Origin of the sequence: uncultured Imperialibacter sp. (assembly GCF_963974565.1) — a bacterium.
Taxonomy (GTDB): Bacteria; Bacteroidota; Bacteroidia; order Cytophagales; family Cyclobacteriaceae; genus Imperialibacter; species Imperialibacter roseus.
This window is the reverse complement of sequence record NZ_CAXBCJ010000034.1, coordinates 12,334-31,207: the sequence shown is the minus strand read 5'-3', so window position 1 is coordinate 31,207 and position 18,874 is coordinate 12,334. Positions and strand designations below refer to the sequence as shown.

Here is an 18,874-nt window from a genome sequence, read left to right as displayed (position 1 = left end):
ATGTGGTGGGAGAGGATGGTGTACCCAATTTACAAGCTTCACCTGTGAAATTGGATGTTACTACTGCAGACGTTACCGGGCCAGTTATAACTAGCTTGTTGGTTAGAGATACTGATTTTGATGGTTTTATTGATGAAATTCAGTTGAGTTTCAATGAGCCCGTTGATACTGATGATGGAAACGCACCTGTCGCAGTAGACTTTGGTGCCATCACGTTGCCTGATGGGCAATCGGCAAACTTAAGTGGTGCCTCTTTTTCAGATCCTATGGGGATCTCAAATACAGTTACTATTTCAGGTATTACAGGCCAAGCCGTAATAAATACGACGATCGGAGCAACAGCAATTGGTTCTGTTCCGGTAGGTGCCTGGGTCGATGGCGTTGCCAATGCAAGCACTGCGGTTGTAGATGACGCTGTCACCATAGTAGATGGTGCCGGTCCGGTTATTTTAAGCGCTAAGGCTACCACTTTGACCAATGTTCAGGTCACATTCAGCGAAAGTCTTGTATTATTAGGTGATAATACTTTTTTCGGAGTGACTGGGCTGGGAGTAACAAACGCTGCACTCGACGCTGACCCAACCAAGGTTAATCTTACAGTTACGGGAATTGCTGGAACCAATTATTCATCGACAGGCTCCCTTTCAATAAATGTAAGCGCAGTTGAGGATGCTGCCGGTGTTGATAACGGAGCGAAAGCTGGTTTTAACGTTAGTGATGGAATTGCGCCTACAGTTGTTTCTGCGGTGACTGGCGACAATGACAATGATGGCAAAATTGATAGAGTTTTTGTGACATTTTCTGAGAATTTGGGTGTCGCTTCTATCGATATAACCGGCCCGACGTATGACGATTTTGCTGTTGCAGGTTATGTCATCTCAGGCGTAGCTTTGGTAGGCAACTTGGTAACTATATCAATTAATGAAGGTAGTTTAGACAGTGATGCAACCCCCAATTTGACCATCAACGCCAGTCAAGTAAACGACACGAACGGCGTCTTTGCCGTGGGAACAGTTGTGGCCACTACAGACGGGGTTTCACCAAAGATTACTTTGCCCACAACTCTTGCCTCAGGAAACGCCTATATTGAGGCTACCTTTTCTGAACCGGTTTCAGGTAGCGGCCCTGGTGGTGGCTTGGATCCAGCCGATTTTGATGTCATCTTTAATGCAAACGGCGGTACCGCTACGGGTGTGAGTTTGGCTTTAATTACAGATTTGTTATCCGATGCAGGGCTGTCAGCACCTGCTGAACAGGTTCGATTCATTATTGAGGTTACAGGTACGACTTCCGGTGTAGAAAAGGTCAAGATCGTACCTAAATTGAATGCTGTAGGTGACGGCGCGGGAAACAAATTGGCGGTTGCTCAGGAATCGACCAATCATACACTGAGTGTGGTAACGGCTGTTACCTTCACTGGATACACCCATGCGCCCTTGCCCGGATCTAACGATTATGTTATCGTCAACTTTTCAGAAGGTGTGGATCAGCATTCAAGCACAGGTACTACGCAACCACTGGATTTGGGGAATGGAGGAGGAGATGAAATCTACTATCGTTTGTTCAATGATCCTGATGGGGGTGTTACTGGATTTAGCGTCACTTCTATCAAGAAGACAAACAACTCTAATTTGACGGGTGGAGAATCACAGATTCGTTTTAATCTAAGTTTTACTGGGACGCCCAGTGGCAATGAAACTTTTGAAATATATCCGCTAAGTGGATCTCAGATTTACTCGTCGGCGACAGGAACAGCGATGGCTGGCTCTCAAAAGATTGTCATTACACTGGCCGACCAAAAGGCCCCCGTTTTTTCACCAGCACCCTCGGCAAGCGGTAGTACGCCAATTGGTTCTCCCTCCATTTTTAGCTCCGATGAGTTCGTCACTATTACTGCCAACTTAAGTGGTGAGACGGGGTTGACTGTAACGGCAGACCTCAGGAACCTGCTGAGCACCTTGTCAGCAGCGCAGCCATTGATCCACCAGGGAGTGGGTGTATATAGTTATCAGGTGCCTATTCCAGCAAAATTCCTAATCAATGGTGTGAGAAATATACCAATTACAGCTACTGATGCTGCTACTAATTCGGCCACCAACAGCACGCTGAATGTTACTATTGACAGTCAGGCACCAATTATCACTGTCAATAGTCTGATTACTACTAATACGCAACCTATACTCACAGGTACCATCGATGACAATGCCGCCTCGGTATCTATTAGCTTAAGTGGTACGGGTTCTCATGGGCCGTACACCTCGCCAGGGCAGGTAACTGTTGGTGGTGGTAGTTGGTCACTGAATCTCGCCAGTGCGGGAACAACACTTACGCAGGGTACTTACAGCGTGACAGTCACGGGTACCGACACGCAAGGCAATGTAGGGACAGATCTTTCGAACAATGAGCTGCTAATATCAACTGGCGTTTTGATTACTCCCCTGAATCTAGCAGCGATTTGTGTGGGAGGGGGATACAGCACCGGGTCGTTCACGATAGCGGAAAGCCAGAACGGCGATATTCAAACAGGGACTAGCAAAGTGTTCAGTGTGAAGTTGCCAAACGGCTTCATTTTTAATACCACAGCCATTCCAACTTTTACTGACGGAACTGGCACAGGGCTATCAGGCTCTGTAAGTTTTCCTGCCACCAATGTATTGAAAGTCACTTACACTGCGACTGCGGGAAGTTTGTCGTCCCCGAATACAATGACGATTGCTGGTGTTCAGGTCGGCACTATGTTAACGGCAACTAGTTCGGGTGATCTTACAAACCTGGGAGGCTCTGCGAGTATTTTGGGATTGGATGTTGATACTGATTTGGGTGATGTGGGGAGTATTCAGCCTGGGGCACCAGTGGCTTCAACTCCTTTATTTGAGTATTACACAGAAACTTACGGGGGTTATACTTATGATCCAGCGGCAAATGCAAATCCCATTTCTATAACTGGAAATAATGCTGGGGTTGAATGGTACACTAACAGTACACTTTCTGCAAAAAAGGCAGGACTTGACGGACTCACAGCGCCAGGATTGACTGGTGCCAATGGCTGGGGATTTACCGATGTCGATGCAAAAGCTAATATACCTGATTCACCCGGCGGAATCATCACTTATTGGGTCACTCAGACTGTTTCTGGCTGTCGGAGTAGTGCTACGAAAGTAACAGTTGCGGCAACTAAATTTGGACAGAGTAACAATACCACTTATTTCACCGACGACGACGATACGGGTATTACATTAACATCGGACTTGCCAGCGGGCTATACAGGCGTGTATTCAGGTGCTGGTCTTGGGGCCCAGACCACTGTTGGTTCAACGAAACAGACGAAATTTATTCCAAAGACGGCGGGAATAGGTTCATTTCCAATTAACTACATGCTGACAAATTCCACTACGCTTGAATCAGTGACCAAGACAAGGAACTTCACTGTAAGTGATTTTACGTCCATATTTGCTGAGAATAATAACGGGTCGGCAGCTGATGACATACCTACTGACTATTGTAGAGATTTATCCTATACCCCTTATTTTGATGCATTTGATGGCGATGTTACTGGAGCCGGACGCAGGTTTTACAGTTTTGCCTTGTATTCTTCTTATGATGGGTACACCAATGTGCCTGTTCCAGATTTGGGCCTCCCTGGCTTCCCCCAGTCTCCTAATTTGACAGGCACTGTTGACAACAAAGCCAACTGGAGAGTCAACTTGGCACAATACAAAATAGATCACCCGAATGACCAGTATTTTTATATTTTTAGGTATACGTGGGATGGTGTCAATGTGCCTTATTACTACAATTTTGACGCTTATCAAATCGTGTATTTGAGGCCAATACCCACCGTGACTATTGCTAATTTGAACGCTACTTATTGCGCAGAAGCGGGTACGACTTATGATATCGAAGCGCAAATCACCAATGCTGGTTACACGGGAACTAATATTACTTCATGGACTAATTACAAGTTAACCAATATAACGGCTGGTAATACAGTCCAGTATTTTAATGGCTCCAGTATTGATATGCACGCTCTTGCAAATAATGGATCAAGCATGGGGGGGCAAGTTGTCAACATTGGGTTGGGAACTTTGCCCAAGGCTACTTACCGCCTAGAAGTGGTGACATCCGCTGCCAGTGACCCCAACCCTGAATGGGATTGTCCGGCTACAGCTGTGCGAAATTTTACCCTTTATCGGGAGGCTGTTGCGCCAATTCTATCTTCCGGTGTCTATACCTATAGCTATTGTAGCGATCAAGTGCTAACAGCTGGGGTTTTTGATTTCAATAGTCCCGATTTTGCTGTGCCGGTTAACTACACTTTTTATGATGATGCGTCAGGTGTTCCAGGGAATGCAATAGAGCAAAATACGACGGGAATTTTGAACAACTTTGCAGGCGTTGGTCTCAGTAATCTTTCAGCTCAGGTGAACCCAACGCTTAGGCGAAAAACCATTAAATTTCATGTCACTCAAACCTATCAGGATATTTTTCAGGCTTGTGAGGGTGATTTCAGAACAGTGACGATAAATCTTTACCATGAACCTGCTGCACCAACTGTTCAGAGTGCCACATTAGTAGGAAGTAGTTATGTAATAGAATACTGTCAGGGCAAAACCGTAAATAGTGTAACCCTTGATGCAGCGACACTAGACTCCAGTAACCCCTCAAATAGCAAGTTTTCTTGGTATGCCAATTCAGATTTCACGGGTTTTATTGACCCTGGAGCTGCAGGAGGACTGAACGACGTTGCATCTGCTTCAGACTTGTTGATTGATACCAATACTCCAGGTATATATGACTTCTATGTAACCCAGTCTGATTATCTGAGCGAGTTTGCAGGTTGTACGTCCGTCGCCAGAAAGGTGGAGGTTAGAATCGTTCAGTCACCAACGGCACCTTCGTTAACGGAAACTGCGTTTTACACTTGTCAGAACGATGCTGTGGGGAATATTTCTGCCCCAGCAGAAACTGGCGTGGCTTATCAATGGTACATCGACGATGGGGATCAGGTCGCAGAGCTTGGGGGACATGACGTTAAGTTTGCTTCAGCCACTAATGTTATTACAAATGCTGATTTGGTAGGCGCAGGCTTCAATCCAGCCAATAATGGATTCACCTATGTGTGGGTAACTAAGTTGCAGGATCAGAATGCTGCTACATCATTCGCAGGGTGCGAGGGGCCACCAACAAAATTAACAATTACTGTTTATCCCGAAGCAGGCGTTCCGACTATAGTCGATAATGTAAATGCGGGCCATGGCCCCGTTTTGCCCGCTGGCAATATTGGAGGAGTTCCGGTGTATGAATTTAAGTACTGTATAGAAGATGTTACTACGAGTGTAGAGTTTCAGGTGAGCGATGCATTTACTGCATTTACTGGTGCAGGTGAGACCAGAAGATACAGTTGGTATCAAGCCGCTTTGAATGGAGGCGGAACAGCTATTGTAAAGGCGGTTTCTAGTCCAATGGCACTTTCTGGCCCGGATACTGAACGCAAAACCGCCAATGCGAGCGACCTTTTCTTGATCGGTTCCCCCCCCTCAGAAAGATATTTCCTCATAAGCCAAACCACCAATATAAGAGGTGATGGGAAACATTTGGGTTGTGAAGGTAATTTAGTGGCTTTGAAAGTTACTCTGTACGGAACCCCTGGAACTCCAACTGACGCAAGTGGTACCAATGACTATTATTATTGTAATGGAGCCACTATAAACAATATTACAATGAATGGAGCAGGTGGTGCCACCTTCAACTGGTATAACGTCGATCCTCTGGATAATCCAAGTGCAACACCAATTTTTCAGGGGCCGTCAGCCAGTGCAGCCAATTTGGGGATTGACAATGCGCCAGCCAATCAGGTATTGGAGCAAACGTCCGTGTTCTATGTGACCCAAGTGGTGAATGTCGATAATGGGATAAGCCCGCCTTTTGTTGGTTGTGAGAGTAACAGGAGGAGGATTTCGGTGACCGTGGTACCTATCCCACCGGAGCCAATAATGGCAAACGTTTCGGATGGTACTAATCCACGTTATGCTATGTGTGAAGGGGATGCCGTTGTACCATCTTTCAGTATTGCGAACAGGTTTCCTGGTGCGACTGTGCAGTTCTGGGATGTCGACAGGAATATTCCGTTGACGGCAACCAACAGCAGTTTTACGCCGTCAGTAGTAAATTACCCTCCGTCAGGTGCAGTCTACAATTTTAAGGTTACTCAAACCATTAGAGACGATGTTTTTGCTGGTTGTGAAAGTAGCGTAGAGTTCTTTACTTTTTATCATGCTCCAATAGCGGGTGTGCCTCATACAACAGGAACTAATGATGTGTACACTTATTGTATAGGAGAGGAAATAGGCAATCTTCAGATAGATGCTAACATAAATTCGATATTTACTTATCGGTGGTTTAGTGATGTGAACTTAAATAACCTTTTGACAACTACGACGTCGGTTAACAATGATGTCGTACCAAGCCTGAATCCAACATTTGATGCGAAGAAAGCCGGAACATATACGTATTACGTGACATCTGAAGTTACTGGGCAAGGGTGTCAAAGTGCTGCGACGAAGGTAGATGTAGTGATTAACTCCTTGCCAGTGGTCACAATGACCTTTGACGATGATGACAAGACACCCATTCCAAGTACTTATGCCATTTGTGTGGACAACGGGCCATTTAACCTTGTTGGTTCTTTGGCGGGAGCGCTGACCGGATCCTTTAAAGGAGCCGGCATTACCGACAACGGTGACGGAACAGCCACCTTTGATCCTTTATTGGCAGTAGGCCTTACGGATCCTCAGGAGCTGCCTGCCGCTGAAAATCCCGAGTTTACGGTTACCTACACGTTGACAAATAGCAATGGTTGTGTCGACTCTCTCCAAAGGGTGGTTCGGGTGAAACCTTTGACAGTGGTTGACTTTTCCAGCACAATTTCTTTTGATGACGAGAATAGTAACTTGGTAGTAGACGTATCGGAAAGCCAGGTAATCCGGTTTACCGGTAACCAAAGCAATGGTACATTTACAGGCACTGGTACTACCACTACAAGTCTCACCACAGCAGTATTTGCTCCTTTGGCTGCGAGAGGCGGAGATCTCTATGGAGCTAATACCAGTTATCCGATAACTTACGGCTCTTCTGGTACAAATGGCTGCTACAATGAGATTACAAAAACAGTCACCGTGCAGCCGATTCCTCAGATTGATTTGGTGGTGACTGGGGGGTGTTCGTCCTTCGACATCGACTTAACTGCCAATGTTCCCAACGCTGAAGCGTTGGGTGGCGTTAGCTCAGTAGAATGGACGATTAAGGGAGATGCCGCCAACGCTGTAGAAACTGTCATAGGTACCGGGGCAAATTTCATTTATACTGAAAAACCTGCGCCAGGCAACTATTTCTTCAAAGCCAAAGTAACAGGTGTTAATGGCGCAGTTAACTCCGTGCAGGTACTCAGAAATATTGGTAGCTCGCCCGACCCATACATTGCCTGGAGGCATATAGTTGCGGGTAGCCCAACTATTTTCTCCTTTGACAACCGAATATTGCCCGATCAGTTTTTGAAATACATGAAGCTTGAGTGGATAACAGCTAGCGAGAACGTTTTGATCTTGGAGAGGAGTAGCAATCCCGATACGCAGAATAGCAATGATTTTGCTCGGGCCTATTTTGACGCTGAGTACGGAGGCTTTACTTTCCCGGGAGAGGGTGACTACACTGTGAGGCTGACAATGGTTTCTGTGAACGAGTGTGTTGCTACTACCGAGAGGTTGGTTCATATTTTGCCGCTTGTTAGCGTTGGCGAAAATTTCACTCCCCACAGCTTTGAGGCTGGAACTGATGGCTGGTGGGTGGATAATACATTTCTGTTTACGCCTACTGCCGATAAGTTTTCAAAAGCCCCTCGTCCTAACGACTGGGAAACTGGCACTAGCGGTGGCCAAAAGCTCAACTCCGCCAGTGTGGGGCAGAGAGCGATGTTTACAAAAGCCGGAGGTGTCTATCAAATCAACCAGACTGCCTGGGTGATGTCCCCTGCTTTTGATCTTTCAGCACTTACACGCCCAATGGTCAGCTTCGATAGAATGTTCCTAACTGAGGACAGGAAAGACGGCGTCGTATTTCAATACTCGATTAACAATGGAGATACCTGGCAGGTGCTTGGAAGCTATGAAGCCGAAGAAGCTCAATCGACCGGAGAGAACTGGTATACAATTGACGGCATCTCTTCTGATCCGGGAAGCCAGGATTTTTTCAGCAGTTCAAGCAACAGAGTTGGCTGGGCTGGAAAGAGCCTGAAGGCTGGCCAGGTGGACTTTACTTACGCTTCGGCCCGACAGAAACTGGATTTGATTCCGGGCGATAGAAAGCAAGTTATTTTCCGGTTTGCACTGGCGTCTAATGCTACAAAAGATGGGACAGAAGCGGGCTTTACTGAAGAAGGCTTTGCGTTCGATAATTTCTGGATCGGCAACCGAACCAAGCAGGTATTGCTCGAGAAATTCAGCTCAACAACTAATTCGTTGAGCAATAACGTGGACACGCAATTTCAGAATGAACTGGCGGTTCTTGCCAATAACAACAATGACATTATTCCGATAGCCTATCATACTGAATTCAAAGGAGGAGAGGGCAGTGATCCGTTTAATCAGCTTAACAAGGCCGATGCCGGATCAAGGGTTCTTTTTTATGGTATCACCGATGTGCCCACCTCAATTCTTTCAGGCAACGTGTCGGAAGAAACCTATCGTGCGGCAGGTGCTAGCGGAAGACCTTTTAGTGATCTGGAGTTGTCGAGGTCGTCGCTTCGGGATCCATTGGCAAGTATATCGATCGAACAACTTAGTGCCGGCGACACTCAGCTGTCGTTCAATGTTAAGGTAAGTAGAAAGATTTCTACAAATGGAACTGTACCATCAAGTGGCGAGCATCGCTTGTATGTAGCCATCGTAGAAGATTCTCTTGAGTTTCAGGGCAAACCATACCAAAGCGTAATGCGAAAGCTACTACCTAATGGTAATGGCGAGATCATCAGTGGGTTTGCCGGTCTGAGCACGGAAACAGTGCTGACCTTCCCGTACACCTGGGAAATTAGTGGAAAGCTTGTAAAGGATCCCGATCATTTGAAGGTAGTGGCGTTTATTCAGAGCAACGACACTAAGCTGATTTATCAGGCTGCCAGCCTTGACATCAAAGGCAAACAGGCTACCGAAACCGGCGTCGATCTTCCTGGCGAAATAGCTTCTTCCTACGCCCTTTACCCAAACCCGGCTAATACAGAAGTGGGTGTGAGGTTTGATAGTCAGCTGAACAATGACTTTGAATGGAGGCTGATTGATCAGGCGGGAGCTATAATTTCCAATGGCAGAGTGCAGAAGGGGAGTGAAGGGGTAACACTAGATACAAGGTCTGTGCCCAGTGGCATGTACTTTGTGATCATCAGCAACGAGAATGCGATGTTTGAGCCCAAGAAGCTGTTGATTATTCATTGATCCGTAGCGATCCAGTCACAAAAAAGGCTGTGCTTCCATGAAGCACAGCCTTTTTTGCTTTACATACAATAGGGTTGCTAGAACGTCTTTAGCAGCTCGCTCAATTCAGCAATGGCTTGAGTGGTGGTTCCATCTACTTTGTTGAGAAGTACCTTTGTTTCGGCAGGCTTTTTCCCTTCTTTGGCCAGCGCTTCCAGCTCAAGCACATTAGCTTTTAGCTCCTCTATGCCCATAAATGCGATGGACGGCTTCATTTTATGGACGATTCGTGCCAGCAGAGGCCAGTCAGCAGCATCGTGAGCACTTTGCATTTCAGTCAAATTCTCTGGAATAGTCTCGATAAATGCCTCGATCATTTCTTTCATGAATTCAGTATCTCCTTCGCAAACTTTTTCCAAATAAGATAAATCTATTATGTTGGCCATGTTTTCTTTTTAGCTTTCCAAGTCTTTAAATTTAACTAAAACATTAGAAATACAGTGAGGTTTAAATGTTTGTTCGTAAAAGTGATGACTCATCGCTTTCAGTAACGCAATTTTTGATATTTTCGCATAAGACATTCATTTCAACAAACGATATCTAATGATACCTGAATTTGAGAAGCTTCGTGACGATGAAGTAGAAATTTTGCTGAAGGCGCCTGCCTATGTATCGGTGCTTATTGCCGGCGCAGACGATAATATTGACAAATCAGAAATCCAGAAAGCTATTCAACTGGCTAAGGTGAAGCAGCAAAAGGCCAGGGAGTCGCTGCTTGGCTACTATAAGGCAGTAGGAGAGAGGTTTGAGAACGATTTCATGACCATGATAGAAGAGTTGCCTCATAAAGCAGCCGAGAGGGGACCGGCCATCAACAGAGAACTGAAAAAGCTGAACCTCATTCTGCCTAAACTAAATAAAACTTTCTCTACAGAGTTTTATGCCAGTCTGAAGGATATTGCCAAGAAGATTGCGGAATCGTCTGGTGGCATTCTAGGGTATTTGTCAGTTAGTTATGAGGAGGCCAAACTGATGGAGTTGACGATGATCAACGACCCGGCAAAGAAGTAAAAATCTATTTTACAATGAACAGCCCAGGCAGTCCCTGGGTTTTTTTATGCTTAACGGAAAATACATTCTCCCGCCCCTTAGGCTTGTCTTCTTGATGTGGGCTTTCTTCGCCGTGGAGAACTATCTGTCGATTGACCTTGGTTTTCTAGGCATTTACCCAAGAACTCTCCACGGATTAATTGGCATACTTACCGGCCCGATGATCCACGGCAGCTGGATGCACATCACATCCAATACGCTTCCTTTGCTTTTTTTGGGAGGGGCTCTCTATTATTTTTATGACAAGATTGCCACTCGGGTATTTCTCCAGTGTTACCTTTTCACGGGGATATTTGTCTGGTTGTTTGGCAGGTCTTTCTACCATATTGGCGCTAGCGGCCTTATCTATGGGTTGGCTTTCTTTCTTATTTCTTTCGGCATTTTCCGAAAAGATTTTCGATCTATGTTCATTTCCATAGTGGTGGTCGCTTTGTACGGCGGTATCATCTATGGGATTTTCCCTTCGCAGCCTGGTGTGAGTTGGGAGTCGCACCTGATGGGTGCTATTGTGGGTGTGACGACGGCGTTTACTTTATCGAAAGAAAGATCAGTTTCCTCGTCCTAAACGTGGTCAAGCGACTGCATGATTGAGGTCACCTGCTCAAGGGTGATTGGCTTAGAAAAAAAACCTTTTACAATATCGATTTCCTTTGCTCTTGCTCTGTCGGAATTCAGAAGTGAGGAGCTGATAACAAACACAGGTATTTTTTTAGCCAGAGACACCTGAAGGTCTACGAAACCTTCCAGAAACTCCCAGCCATTTAGTGTTGGAAAGTTCAAGTCAAGAAGGATTACGTCCGGCAAATTCTCCGCACTTTTTTTGTGCAGCATGATTTGCCTTAAGGCATCGTAAATATCCTCGAAGTCTTCTATCCGGCCAATCGAGGGTTCCTTCTCACACAATTTTTTTGTTATGAAACGAAAAGATGGATCATCGTCTACAATGAAAACATGAAATTTTTTAGCTGCCATCCCAGGTCGATTATTACTGGCTCAGTGTTCAGAACAAATTGGCTAAAAAAAAGCCCTATCGCAAGACAGGGCTAAGTTATTTTGATGAAAAACAATCTTATCTTTTACTAATTGGGACGTAGTTTCTTTCTACCTCGCCTACATACACCTGTCTTGGTCTGCCGATAGGCTCACTATTGGCTCTCATTTCCTTCCATTGGGCAATCCAGCCCGGAAGCCTTCCCAGCGCAAACATCACAGTGAACATTTCTGTAGGTATGCCAATGGCTCTGTAAATGATACCGCTATAGAAATCTACGTTGGGGTAGAGCTTTCTTTCTACGAAATAAGGGTCTTTCAATGCAGCTTCTTCCAACTCTTTGGCAATATCAAGCACGGGATCATTCACACCCATTTTCGCCAAAACGTCGTCGGCAGCTTTCTTGATAATTTTCGCTCTTGGGTCAAAGTTCTTGTATACTCTGTGGCCAAATCCCATCAAACGGAAAGGATCATCTTTGTCCTTCGCTTTTTCCAACCACTTTTTACTGTTGCCACCATCTTCTTTAATGGCTTCCAGCATTTCGATAACCGCCTGATTGGCACCACCATGGAGCGGGCCCCACAATGCATTGATCCCTGCAGACACTGAAGAGTAGAGACTTGCCTGAGACGAGCCTACAATTCGAACAGTTGATGTGGAGCAGTTTTGTTCATGATCCGCATGGAGGATGAGCAGTTTGTCCAAAGCGCTGGCAACTACCGGGTCAGCTTCGTATTGATCTGCCGGAAGAGCAAACATCATCTTCAGGAAGTTGCCGCAGTAGTCGAGGTTATTGTCAGGGTAGATGACAGGATGCCCCATTTCGTTTTTATATGCCCAGGCGGCAAAAGTTGGCATTTTGGCGATCAGCCTGATGATGCCAAGATTCACTTTGTCCCACGACCTGTTTGGGTCAAGAGACTCTGGGTAAAAAGCGGTAAGCGAGCAAACCAACGAAGAGAGTACGCCCATTGGGTGGGCATTGCTTGGAAACCCTTCCAGTATTTTCTTGATGTCCTCATGCACAAGCGTATGGTGCGTGACGTCCTTTTTGAAACTCTCGAACGTGTCCTTTTTAGGTAGCTCTCCGTAAATAAGCAGGTAGGCCACTTCGAGGAAGGTCGATTTTTCGGCAAGTTCCTCAATTGGATAACCACGGTATCTTAGAATGCCCAATTCTCCATCGAGAAAAGTGATGGCTGACGTAGTAGAGCCCGTGTTTTTGAAGCCCTGATCAATGGTGATCAATCCGCTTTTTGCTCTGAGGCTACTAATGTCGATTGCTTTTTCATTTTCTGAACCCTCAATCACAGGCATTTCGTAAACCTGGCCGTCGTAATGTATTTCAGCAACTTTAGACATTGATTCGAATAAATTTATATGTTACTAACGATAAATAATACTGCCCTAAAATATGTAAAATTATTGGATCAGGAAAGATCAATTATTTCCCAAAATAAGAGGGAGTCCGTCTTTTGCGCTGCCAATAACTACAATTTTTGCGTTAGGCGAGTTGGCTAATTGCTGAGTGGCTTCAATGCCTCTCATCTTGAGCAGTTCGTCGGTCAAACTACTGTTGATAATTTTGTTAGCGGCGGCCTCACCTTCTGCACCGATACGCTTACGCTCTGCCTCACTTTTTTCTCTGTCGAGTCTGAACTGATAGGCAAGTGCCTCCTGCTCTTGTTTTAGTTTATTTTCAATGGCGAGCCCTATTTGCTCCGGCAGTTTGATCGACCGGATAAGAAGTGCTCTCATTTGAATGTAGTTTCCTTCAGCACCTAATACCGCTTCTGTTTCACTTTTAATAGCGCCTTCAACCTCAGGCCTTTTGGTTGAGTATATTTCTTCGGCCGAGAACCTGCCCATTACCTGACGAACGGTAGACCGCACCTCCGGCACAACCAGCCTGTTCACATAGTCTTGTTGGAAAGTCTCTTGTATGTAGCCAATCTTGTCGAACATTGGGTGAAACCTCACTGAGACATCGACGCTGATAGACAAACCGTTTCTGTCAAGCACATCGAGTGTTTCCTCCACTTGATTTTCGGTTACGTCATATACGAACAGCTCATTGTAGGGTGCTTTCACGTGGAATCCGGGCATTTGAATGTTTTCCTTGTCCATTCCTTTTCCAAACTTGTAGAAAAGAACTGCTCTTTCTCCAGGGCGTATTGTATAAAAAATACTGGATGAAAGATAGATGAGAAGAATGACTGCGATAAGTAAGACAACGATGACGGGGACAAAACGACGATTTTCCATGGTTTGTGATACTCTTTAAATGTTATGCTTGATGAATTTTACCGAAAGGTAGGCAACTATATATCAATACACGTTTTATTACAATAAAATTCTGTTTGCTTCAAATAATTTGAGTAACCGTAAAAGATCATTCTGGATAAACTGAAAAATGCGCTTGCTTGAGGCACTCTTTCATAATGTCAAACCTCGGTTGAATTACGGAAAAGATAGCTGTAATACCTGACATTGAAAATGATAGTTGTTCGTTTTAGTTAACTTTCAATTACATTTAATGTTTGTAGAAAATCATCAAAGCATTTTTTTGGATGAAGAGTAAATGGAGGTTGACAGTTGGTGCGGCTGTAATTGCCGTTAGTTTGGTTGGATATTGTGCCAATGCGCAGCGGTACAGGCTTGCATGGTCTGATGAATTCGACTACAAGGGGTTGCCAGACAGCACCAAGTGGACCTATGACGTTGGAGATGGTTGCCCGGTGTTTTGTGGCTGGGGTGGCAATGAAGAGCAATACTACACTTTCAAGCGAACCAATAATGCCAGAGTTGAGTCGGGCTACCTGGTTATTGAAGCTCATCAGGAAAAATTTGGCGACGCTGACTACACCTCGGCCAGGGTGGTTACCCGTGGGAAGAATGAGTGGCTATACGGAAAGATTGAGGTGAGGGCCCGGCTTCCAGCTGGCTCTGGTACTAGCCCTGCTATATGGATGCTTCCCTACTTCGACGACCGGCCTGTGAAGCTACCTGAGGATGGACAGTTGGATATCATGGTTCATTCAGGCGCTGAAGTGGAGGTGATCCATGGCATGGTGCATACGTCAGCTTATAATTTGGCTCTTGGTACCGAAAGGATGGGGCATATACAGCTGAGCGCCGTCGATAAAAGGTTTCATACTTTCTCTATAGAGTGGACACCCACAAAGATTGAATGGTTTGTGGATGGAAAGAAGTATCACAAAGTGGTGGATGATGGCACGGGAAAAGATGGCTGGCCATTTTTTAACCCATTTTACCTCATTCTCAACGTCTCGGTGAGGCAAGGGCAGGGGTTGGAGTCTACCGACTGGCCCCAGCGAATGGAAATAGATTTTGTTAGGGTATATCAGCGAAAGCCTAAAAAGCGACCTCAAGGGGAGGAATTTATGGATGAAGGCTTTTGATAACTTTTAGGGAAAAGTACCACTAAGAGGGAAAACCTACATTCAGTTATTCTTTACTGAATGTAGTATTGTATTTAACTTTCATTCGCTTAGTATATTGATTTCTTATAGGTCAAGCGCCTTTAAAAATAAACCAGCCAAATCTTTTTCTAAGCTAGTTTATCACCCCGCCCCTTGAATGTGAAACAGCTTTGAAATTCTTCTTCAACCACAAGGCTGGAGTAAAAAAGAAGAATTTTGAAGCTAAATTGCATTAAGTAGGCTTGACCTGTAGTTCCGCTCCTTATTTTATTCTAATCCTCGCTTTCTTTAGGTCGAATTCATAATATTTAGGCACTTTTCAGCTGGATTTGCTGCATTTGATTGGAGGACAGTAAGTTATTTAGTATTTGCAACAGATGTAGTAAACTCAACTTAATATTTGTAATTTGGATTTATGGTTATTGGAAAGGTAAAAAGGTAAGAAAAGTAACATGTTGTGCGATATGCTGAATTCAAATTTAATTAGAGGCTTACGGCCAAAATTATCTCCCAGTGATCTGGCAGCTTTAAAATCGTTTTTGGATTTTAATAAAAAGCACAGCTTAGCTATCTCGGAAGCCTTACGTAACGTGCTTCTTGAGCACCCAAAATTTGGACAAATTTTGAAATTACAAAGTCAGGAAGATCAAGTAAAAGAAAATCAAATTTCGCTGCAGTTACAAGAGGAAGCCATTGAAAAGGGGAATTGGGATCCATATACAGAGCATCTTATTGAGCAAGGCAGTACCTATGCCCAAATGGGCCTGGCATTCAACGATTGGTTTACCGTTATAGCAAAGTACCGGGAATTGATGCAACTATTTATTGGCAAGGAAATGAACAATAATTTCGATAAAGTAGCGAGGTTGTGGGATGGTACTAATAAATTAATTGACTACGCCATGTCTGTTATCTCTGAAGCCTACTTTTTAGAAAAAAACAAACTCATAGCTGAAGAGCAACAAAAAAAGGATGAAGCAATTTTGCAGCTAAATGAGCTCAACAATACTCTTGAAAAAAGAGTACAAGAGCGTACCGCAAATCTCAAAGCTGCTAATGATGAGTTGGAAAGCTTCAGCTACTCGGTATCTCATGACTTGCGAACACCATTGCGAGCTATTGATGGTTTTTCAAAGGTATTAGTAAAAAACTTTGATGGTCAGCTCAATGATACTCAAGCATACTACCTGGGGGTGATAGTAGAAAGTGTGGGCAAAATGAGTAGGCTCATTGACGACCTCCTTTCTTTTTCCAAAATGGGGAGAATCAAAAAAAGCGAATTAAAATTCAGCCTCGAAGAATTGATTCAAGAAGGATTTAAAGAATTAATGCAGTCGATAAATCCAGAAAGAGTCGAAATAAGTGTAAACCCTCTTCCTGATATTTGCGCAGACAGGGGAATGATAAAGCATGTCGTGAATAACTTGCTGAGCAACGCTGTGAAATTTAGCAGCACACGGGAAAAGACTAAGATCGAAATAGGCTCGTTAAGCGATACTGACAATCACATTTTCTATGTTCGGGATAATGGCGTTGGATTTGACATGCAATACGCCCACAAGCTATTTGGAATTTTCCAGCGACTTCACGCTGAAGATGAATTTGAAGGGACGGGTGTGGGCTTGGCAATTGTTAAACGTATCATTCAGCGTCATGGCGGTGAAGTGTGGGCTGAATCCGAAATTGAAAGAGGTACGACCATGTATTTTTCTATTCCAAAATAACCAATTCAGAAGCCATGACTAATAACGGTTTAGTTGACGTGCTCTTGGTTGAAGACTCCAAGCACGATGCCATGTTGGCGCTACTTGCTTTAGGTGAAAATAACCTAACGAACAACATTATTTGGTTAAAAGATGGCAAGCAAGCGTTGGACTTCCTTTTTGGCGAAGGAGAGTTCAAAGAACGGGAAGTATCCTTGCACCCAAAAGTGGTTTTACTGGATCTCAAAATGCCCAAAGTAGATGGCTTAGAGGTGTTGAAAGAAATAAGGGGCAATCCGTTAACCAAAAATATACCTGTGGTCGTTCTAACTTCTTCCAAAGAAGATAAGGACATTATAAGAAGCTATGAATTAGGAGTGAACAGCTTCATTGTAAAACCTGTTGACTTCGATCAGTTTACTAGATGTGTTAAAGAAATTGGCTATTATTGGTCACTAATTAATCAACCTCCAAGTAAAACATAAACCCATGTTGCCGTGGAATATATGGAGGAAAAGGAAGATTTAAAAGTTCTGATTCTTGAAGACGTCAGGACAGACGCAGAGCTGTTAAAGCTGCAATTGGTAAATTTTGACTTTCACTGTATTTACCAGGTGGTAGATGCACAGGAAGCTTATGAGAAAGCTCTTAGTGAATTTAAGCCTGATGTGATTCTTGCTGATTTTAATCTCCCACAGTTTGATGGCTTGCAGGCATTGAAAAAACTCAGAAGCGAAGATGAACTTACTCCATTCATATTTGTCACAGGCACGCTTTTCGAGGAGGACGCTGTATTTGCTATAAGGGCAGAGGCAACGGATTTTATTTTAAAAAAGCACATCGAACAATTGCCCTCAGCCATAATTAAGGCTTTGAGAGAACGACATGAAAAAATCCTCCGATTTGAGGCCACTCGAATGCTGGCCGAAAGCGAGAAACGGTTCAAGACCCTTGTGCAAAATAGTGGCGATGTCATAGCTATTCTCGATTTCAAAGGGAATTATCAGTTTGTAAGTGACTCTTCTCGTAGGATTCTGGGAATTAGCCCGGCAAGCTTTGAAGGGAAAAATGTCTATGATTTCATTCATTCAGAGGATAAACAGCTGATACTCGATCAACTTCACCAATTACAAAAGCAGACACAAATGCCCATAGGTCCTCTTCGCTTTAAAGATGGTAATGGAACCTGGCGTTGGATCGAAGCCGTTGCATCAAATTTACTTAATGATTCCACTATACAAGGAATCGTAATTAATTCCAGAGATGTAACCGAGCGTGTAGAAAAAGAATTGGCTTTAAAGGTCAGTAATGAAAGGTATCGGTTTGCTTCACTTGCTACTCAAGACTTGATATATGAGTGGGTTTTGCAAAGCGGTCAGATCATAATTATGGAAGGCGCTCTGGAACGGCTGTTCGGTCATTTTGATTCTGGTAATGGTACAGAGTTGGCCTTCTGGAAAGATCATATTCATCCCCATGATTTGGCGAAAGTGTACTGCAAATTGAGAGAGAAACTAAAGAACAGTTATGAAGATTTTTGCGAAAACGAATTTCGGTTTGGCCGCCCTGACGGAACATATGCGATAGTCTATAACAAGGGGTATATTATTAGAAATGAAACTGGTAAAGCAATAAAAATTATTGGCGCCCTTCGGGATAATACCGAAAGACTCGAAAATTTGAAAGCCATACGGGACCAGAATATACAACTACGTAAAATATCATGGGTTCAATCCCACATAGTTCGTGCCCCGGTAGCAAGGATTATGGGCTTGGTAGATTTAGTAACTAACTATGAAAACGACGAAACTACCAAGTCAGAACTCCTTCGTTATATAGACCTTTCTGCAAAGGAACTCGATGAAGTGATTAGAGACATCACGAAAAAAGCCGAAATTCTCGTGAAAGAAATTAACCAATAATTCTCCTTCACGCTTCTGGATCATACTCGATAAACTAGTTTCAACCATCCATGATTGGTTTGTGCCCGCATCGTACTCGCTTGCAAAAGGAAAAATAAGTGAGAAACGAAAACTCATTTTAGCTCGGAAAATTCCTAATTTTTCGGTTTATATTAATCAAGTTGTGTGTTAGAAAAAACTTGAAACTATCGCTCGACAAACAGGCTTTAAACATGTATCTTTAGGGATTACACCTGAATCA

At 44.1% G+C, this 18,874-nt stretch carries 11 protein-coding genes; 7 read left to right on the top strand and 4 right to left on the bottom strand.

The genetic code is table 11. The features are described 5' to 3' along the window. Nucleotides 1-44: 44 nt before the first annotated feature. The gene (locus AAC052_RS27150; RefSeq protein ID WP_339816258.1) at nucleotides 45-9,482 is read left to right on the top strand and encodes a T9SS type A sorting domain-containing protein; all 9,438 of its coding nucleotides are present in this window, start codon (nucleotides 45-47) and stop codon (nucleotides 9,480-9,482) included. 77 nt (nucleotides 9,483-9,559) lie between these two features. On the opposite strand, the gene AAC052_RS27145 is transcribed toward AAC052_RS27150, so the two are convergent. Further along, nucleotides 9,560-9,907: an Hpt domain-containing protein gene (locus AAC052_RS27145; RefSeq protein ID WP_339816257.1), complete on the bottom strand. Its 348-nt coding sequence runs from the start codon at nucleotides 9,905-9,907 to the stop codon at nucleotides 9,560-9,562. Between the two features lie 157 nt (nucleotides 9,908-10,064). Between AAC052_RS27145 and AAC052_RS27140 the strand changes: the two genes are divergently transcribed. Beyond that, a complete protein-coding gene (locus tag AAC052_RS27140; RefSeq protein WP_317491465.1) occupies nucleotides 10,065-10,532 on the top strand; it encodes a hypothetical protein in 468 nt (155 codons plus the stop codon). A 94-nt stretch (nucleotides 10,533-10,626) separates the two neighbouring features. Further along, nucleotides 10,627-11,136, top strand: a complete 510-nt coding sequence (locus AAC052_RS27135) for a rhomboid family intramembrane serine protease (protein ID WP_317491466.1) — start codon at nucleotides 10,627-10,629, stop codon at nucleotides 11,134-11,136. On the opposite strand, the gene AAC052_RS27130 is transcribed toward AAC052_RS27135, so the two are convergent. The 3 genes from AAC052_RS27130 to AAC052_RS27120 form a co-directional block, all read right to left on the bottom strand. Then, entirely contained in the window at nucleotides 11,133-11,543 is a 411-nt protein-coding gene (locus AAC052_RS27130; RefSeq protein ID WP_317491467.1) for a response regulator, read from the bottom strand. The genes AAC052_RS27135 and AAC052_RS27130 overlap by 4 nt on opposite strands. Nucleotides 11,544-11,640: 97 nt before the next feature. After that, entirely contained in the window at nucleotides 11,641-12,927 is a 1,287-nt protein-coding gene (locus AAC052_RS27125) for a citrate synthase (RefSeq protein ID WP_317491468.1), read from the bottom strand. A gap of 78 nt (nucleotides 12,928-13,005) precedes the next feature. Continuing rightward, nucleotides 13,006-13,830, bottom strand: a complete 825-nt coding sequence (locus tag AAC052_RS27120; protein WP_317491469.1) for a prohibitin family protein — start codon at nucleotides 13,828-13,830, stop codon at nucleotides 13,006-13,008. Between the two features lie 305 nt (nucleotides 13,831-14,135). Here AAC052_RS27120 and AAC052_RS27115 point away from each other — a divergent pair, with 305 nt between their 5' ends. The 4 genes from AAC052_RS27115 (at nucleotide 14,136) to AAC052_RS27100 (ending at nucleotide 18,633) form a co-directional block, all read left to right on the top strand. Then, nucleotides 14,136-14,987 (top strand): glycoside hydrolase family 16 protein, encoded by an 852-nt coding sequence (locus AAC052_RS27115; protein ID WP_339816256.1) that lies wholly within the window; start codon nucleotides 14,136-14,138, stop codon nucleotides 14,985-14,987. Nucleotides 14,988-15,472: 485 nt separating this feature from the next. After that, nucleotides 15,473-16,732: an ATP-binding protein gene (locus tag AAC052_RS27110; protein WP_339816255.1), complete on the top strand. Its 1,260-nt coding sequence runs from the start codon at nucleotides 15,473-15,475 to the stop codon at nucleotides 16,730-16,732. A gap of 14 nt (nucleotides 16,733-16,746) precedes the next feature. After that, a complete protein-coding gene (locus AAC052_RS27105) occupies nucleotides 16,747-17,196 on the top strand; it encodes a response regulator (RefSeq protein ID WP_339816254.1) in 450 nt (149 codons plus the stop codon). A gap of 21 nt (nucleotides 17,197-17,217) precedes the next feature. Continuing rightward, nucleotides 17,218-18,633: a PAS domain-containing protein gene (locus AAC052_RS27100; RefSeq protein ID WP_339816259.1), complete on the top strand. Its 1,416-nt coding sequence runs from the start codon at nucleotides 17,218-17,220 to the stop codon at nucleotides 18,631-18,633. The last annotated feature ends 241 nt before the right edge of the window (nucleotides 18,634-18,874 follow it).

What these genes read in the sequence shown, in the direction of transcription:
- AAC052_RS27145 (WP_339816257.1), bottom strand. Translation starts at nt 9,907, where the DNA reads ATGGCCAACATAATAGATTTATCTTATTTGGAAAAAGTTTGCGAAGGA.
- AAC052_RS27140 (WP_317491465.1), top strand. Translation starts at nt 10,065, where the DNA reads ATGATACCTGAATTTGAGAAGCTTCGTGACGATGAAGTAGAAATTTTG.
- AAC052_RS27135 (WP_317491466.1), top strand. Translation starts at nt 10,627, where the DNA reads ATGTGGGCTTTCTTCGCCGTGGAGAACTATCTGTCGATTGACCTTGGT.
- AAC052_RS27130 (WP_317491467.1), bottom strand. Translation starts at nt 11,543, where the DNA reads ATGGCAGCTAAAAAATTTCATGTTTTCATTGTAGACGATGATCCATCT.
- AAC052_RS27125 (WP_317491468.1), bottom strand. Translation starts at nt 12,927, where the DNA reads ATGTCTAAAGTTGCTGAAATACATTACGACGGCCAGGTTTACGAAATG.
- AAC052_RS27120 (WP_317491469.1), bottom strand. Translation starts at nt 13,830, where the DNA reads ATGGAAAATCGTCGTTTTGTCCCCGTCATCGTTGTCTTACTTATCGCA.
- AAC052_RS27115 (WP_339816256.1), top strand. Translation starts at nt 14,136, where the DNA reads ATGAAGAGTAAATGGAGGTTGACAGTTGGTGCGGCTGTAATTGCCGTT.
- AAC052_RS27110 (WP_339816255.1), top strand. Translation starts at nt 15,473, where the DNA reads ATGCTGAATTCAAATTTAATTAGAGGCTTACGGCCAAAATTATCTCCC.
- AAC052_RS27105 (WP_339816254.1), top strand. Translation starts at nt 16,747, where the DNA reads ATGACTAATAACGGTTTAGTTGACGTGCTCTTGGTTGAAGACTCCAAG.
- AAC052_RS27100 (WP_339816259.1), top strand. Translation starts at nt 17,218, where the DNA reads ATGGAGGAAAAGGAAGATTTAAAAGTTCTGATTCTTGAAGACGTCAGG.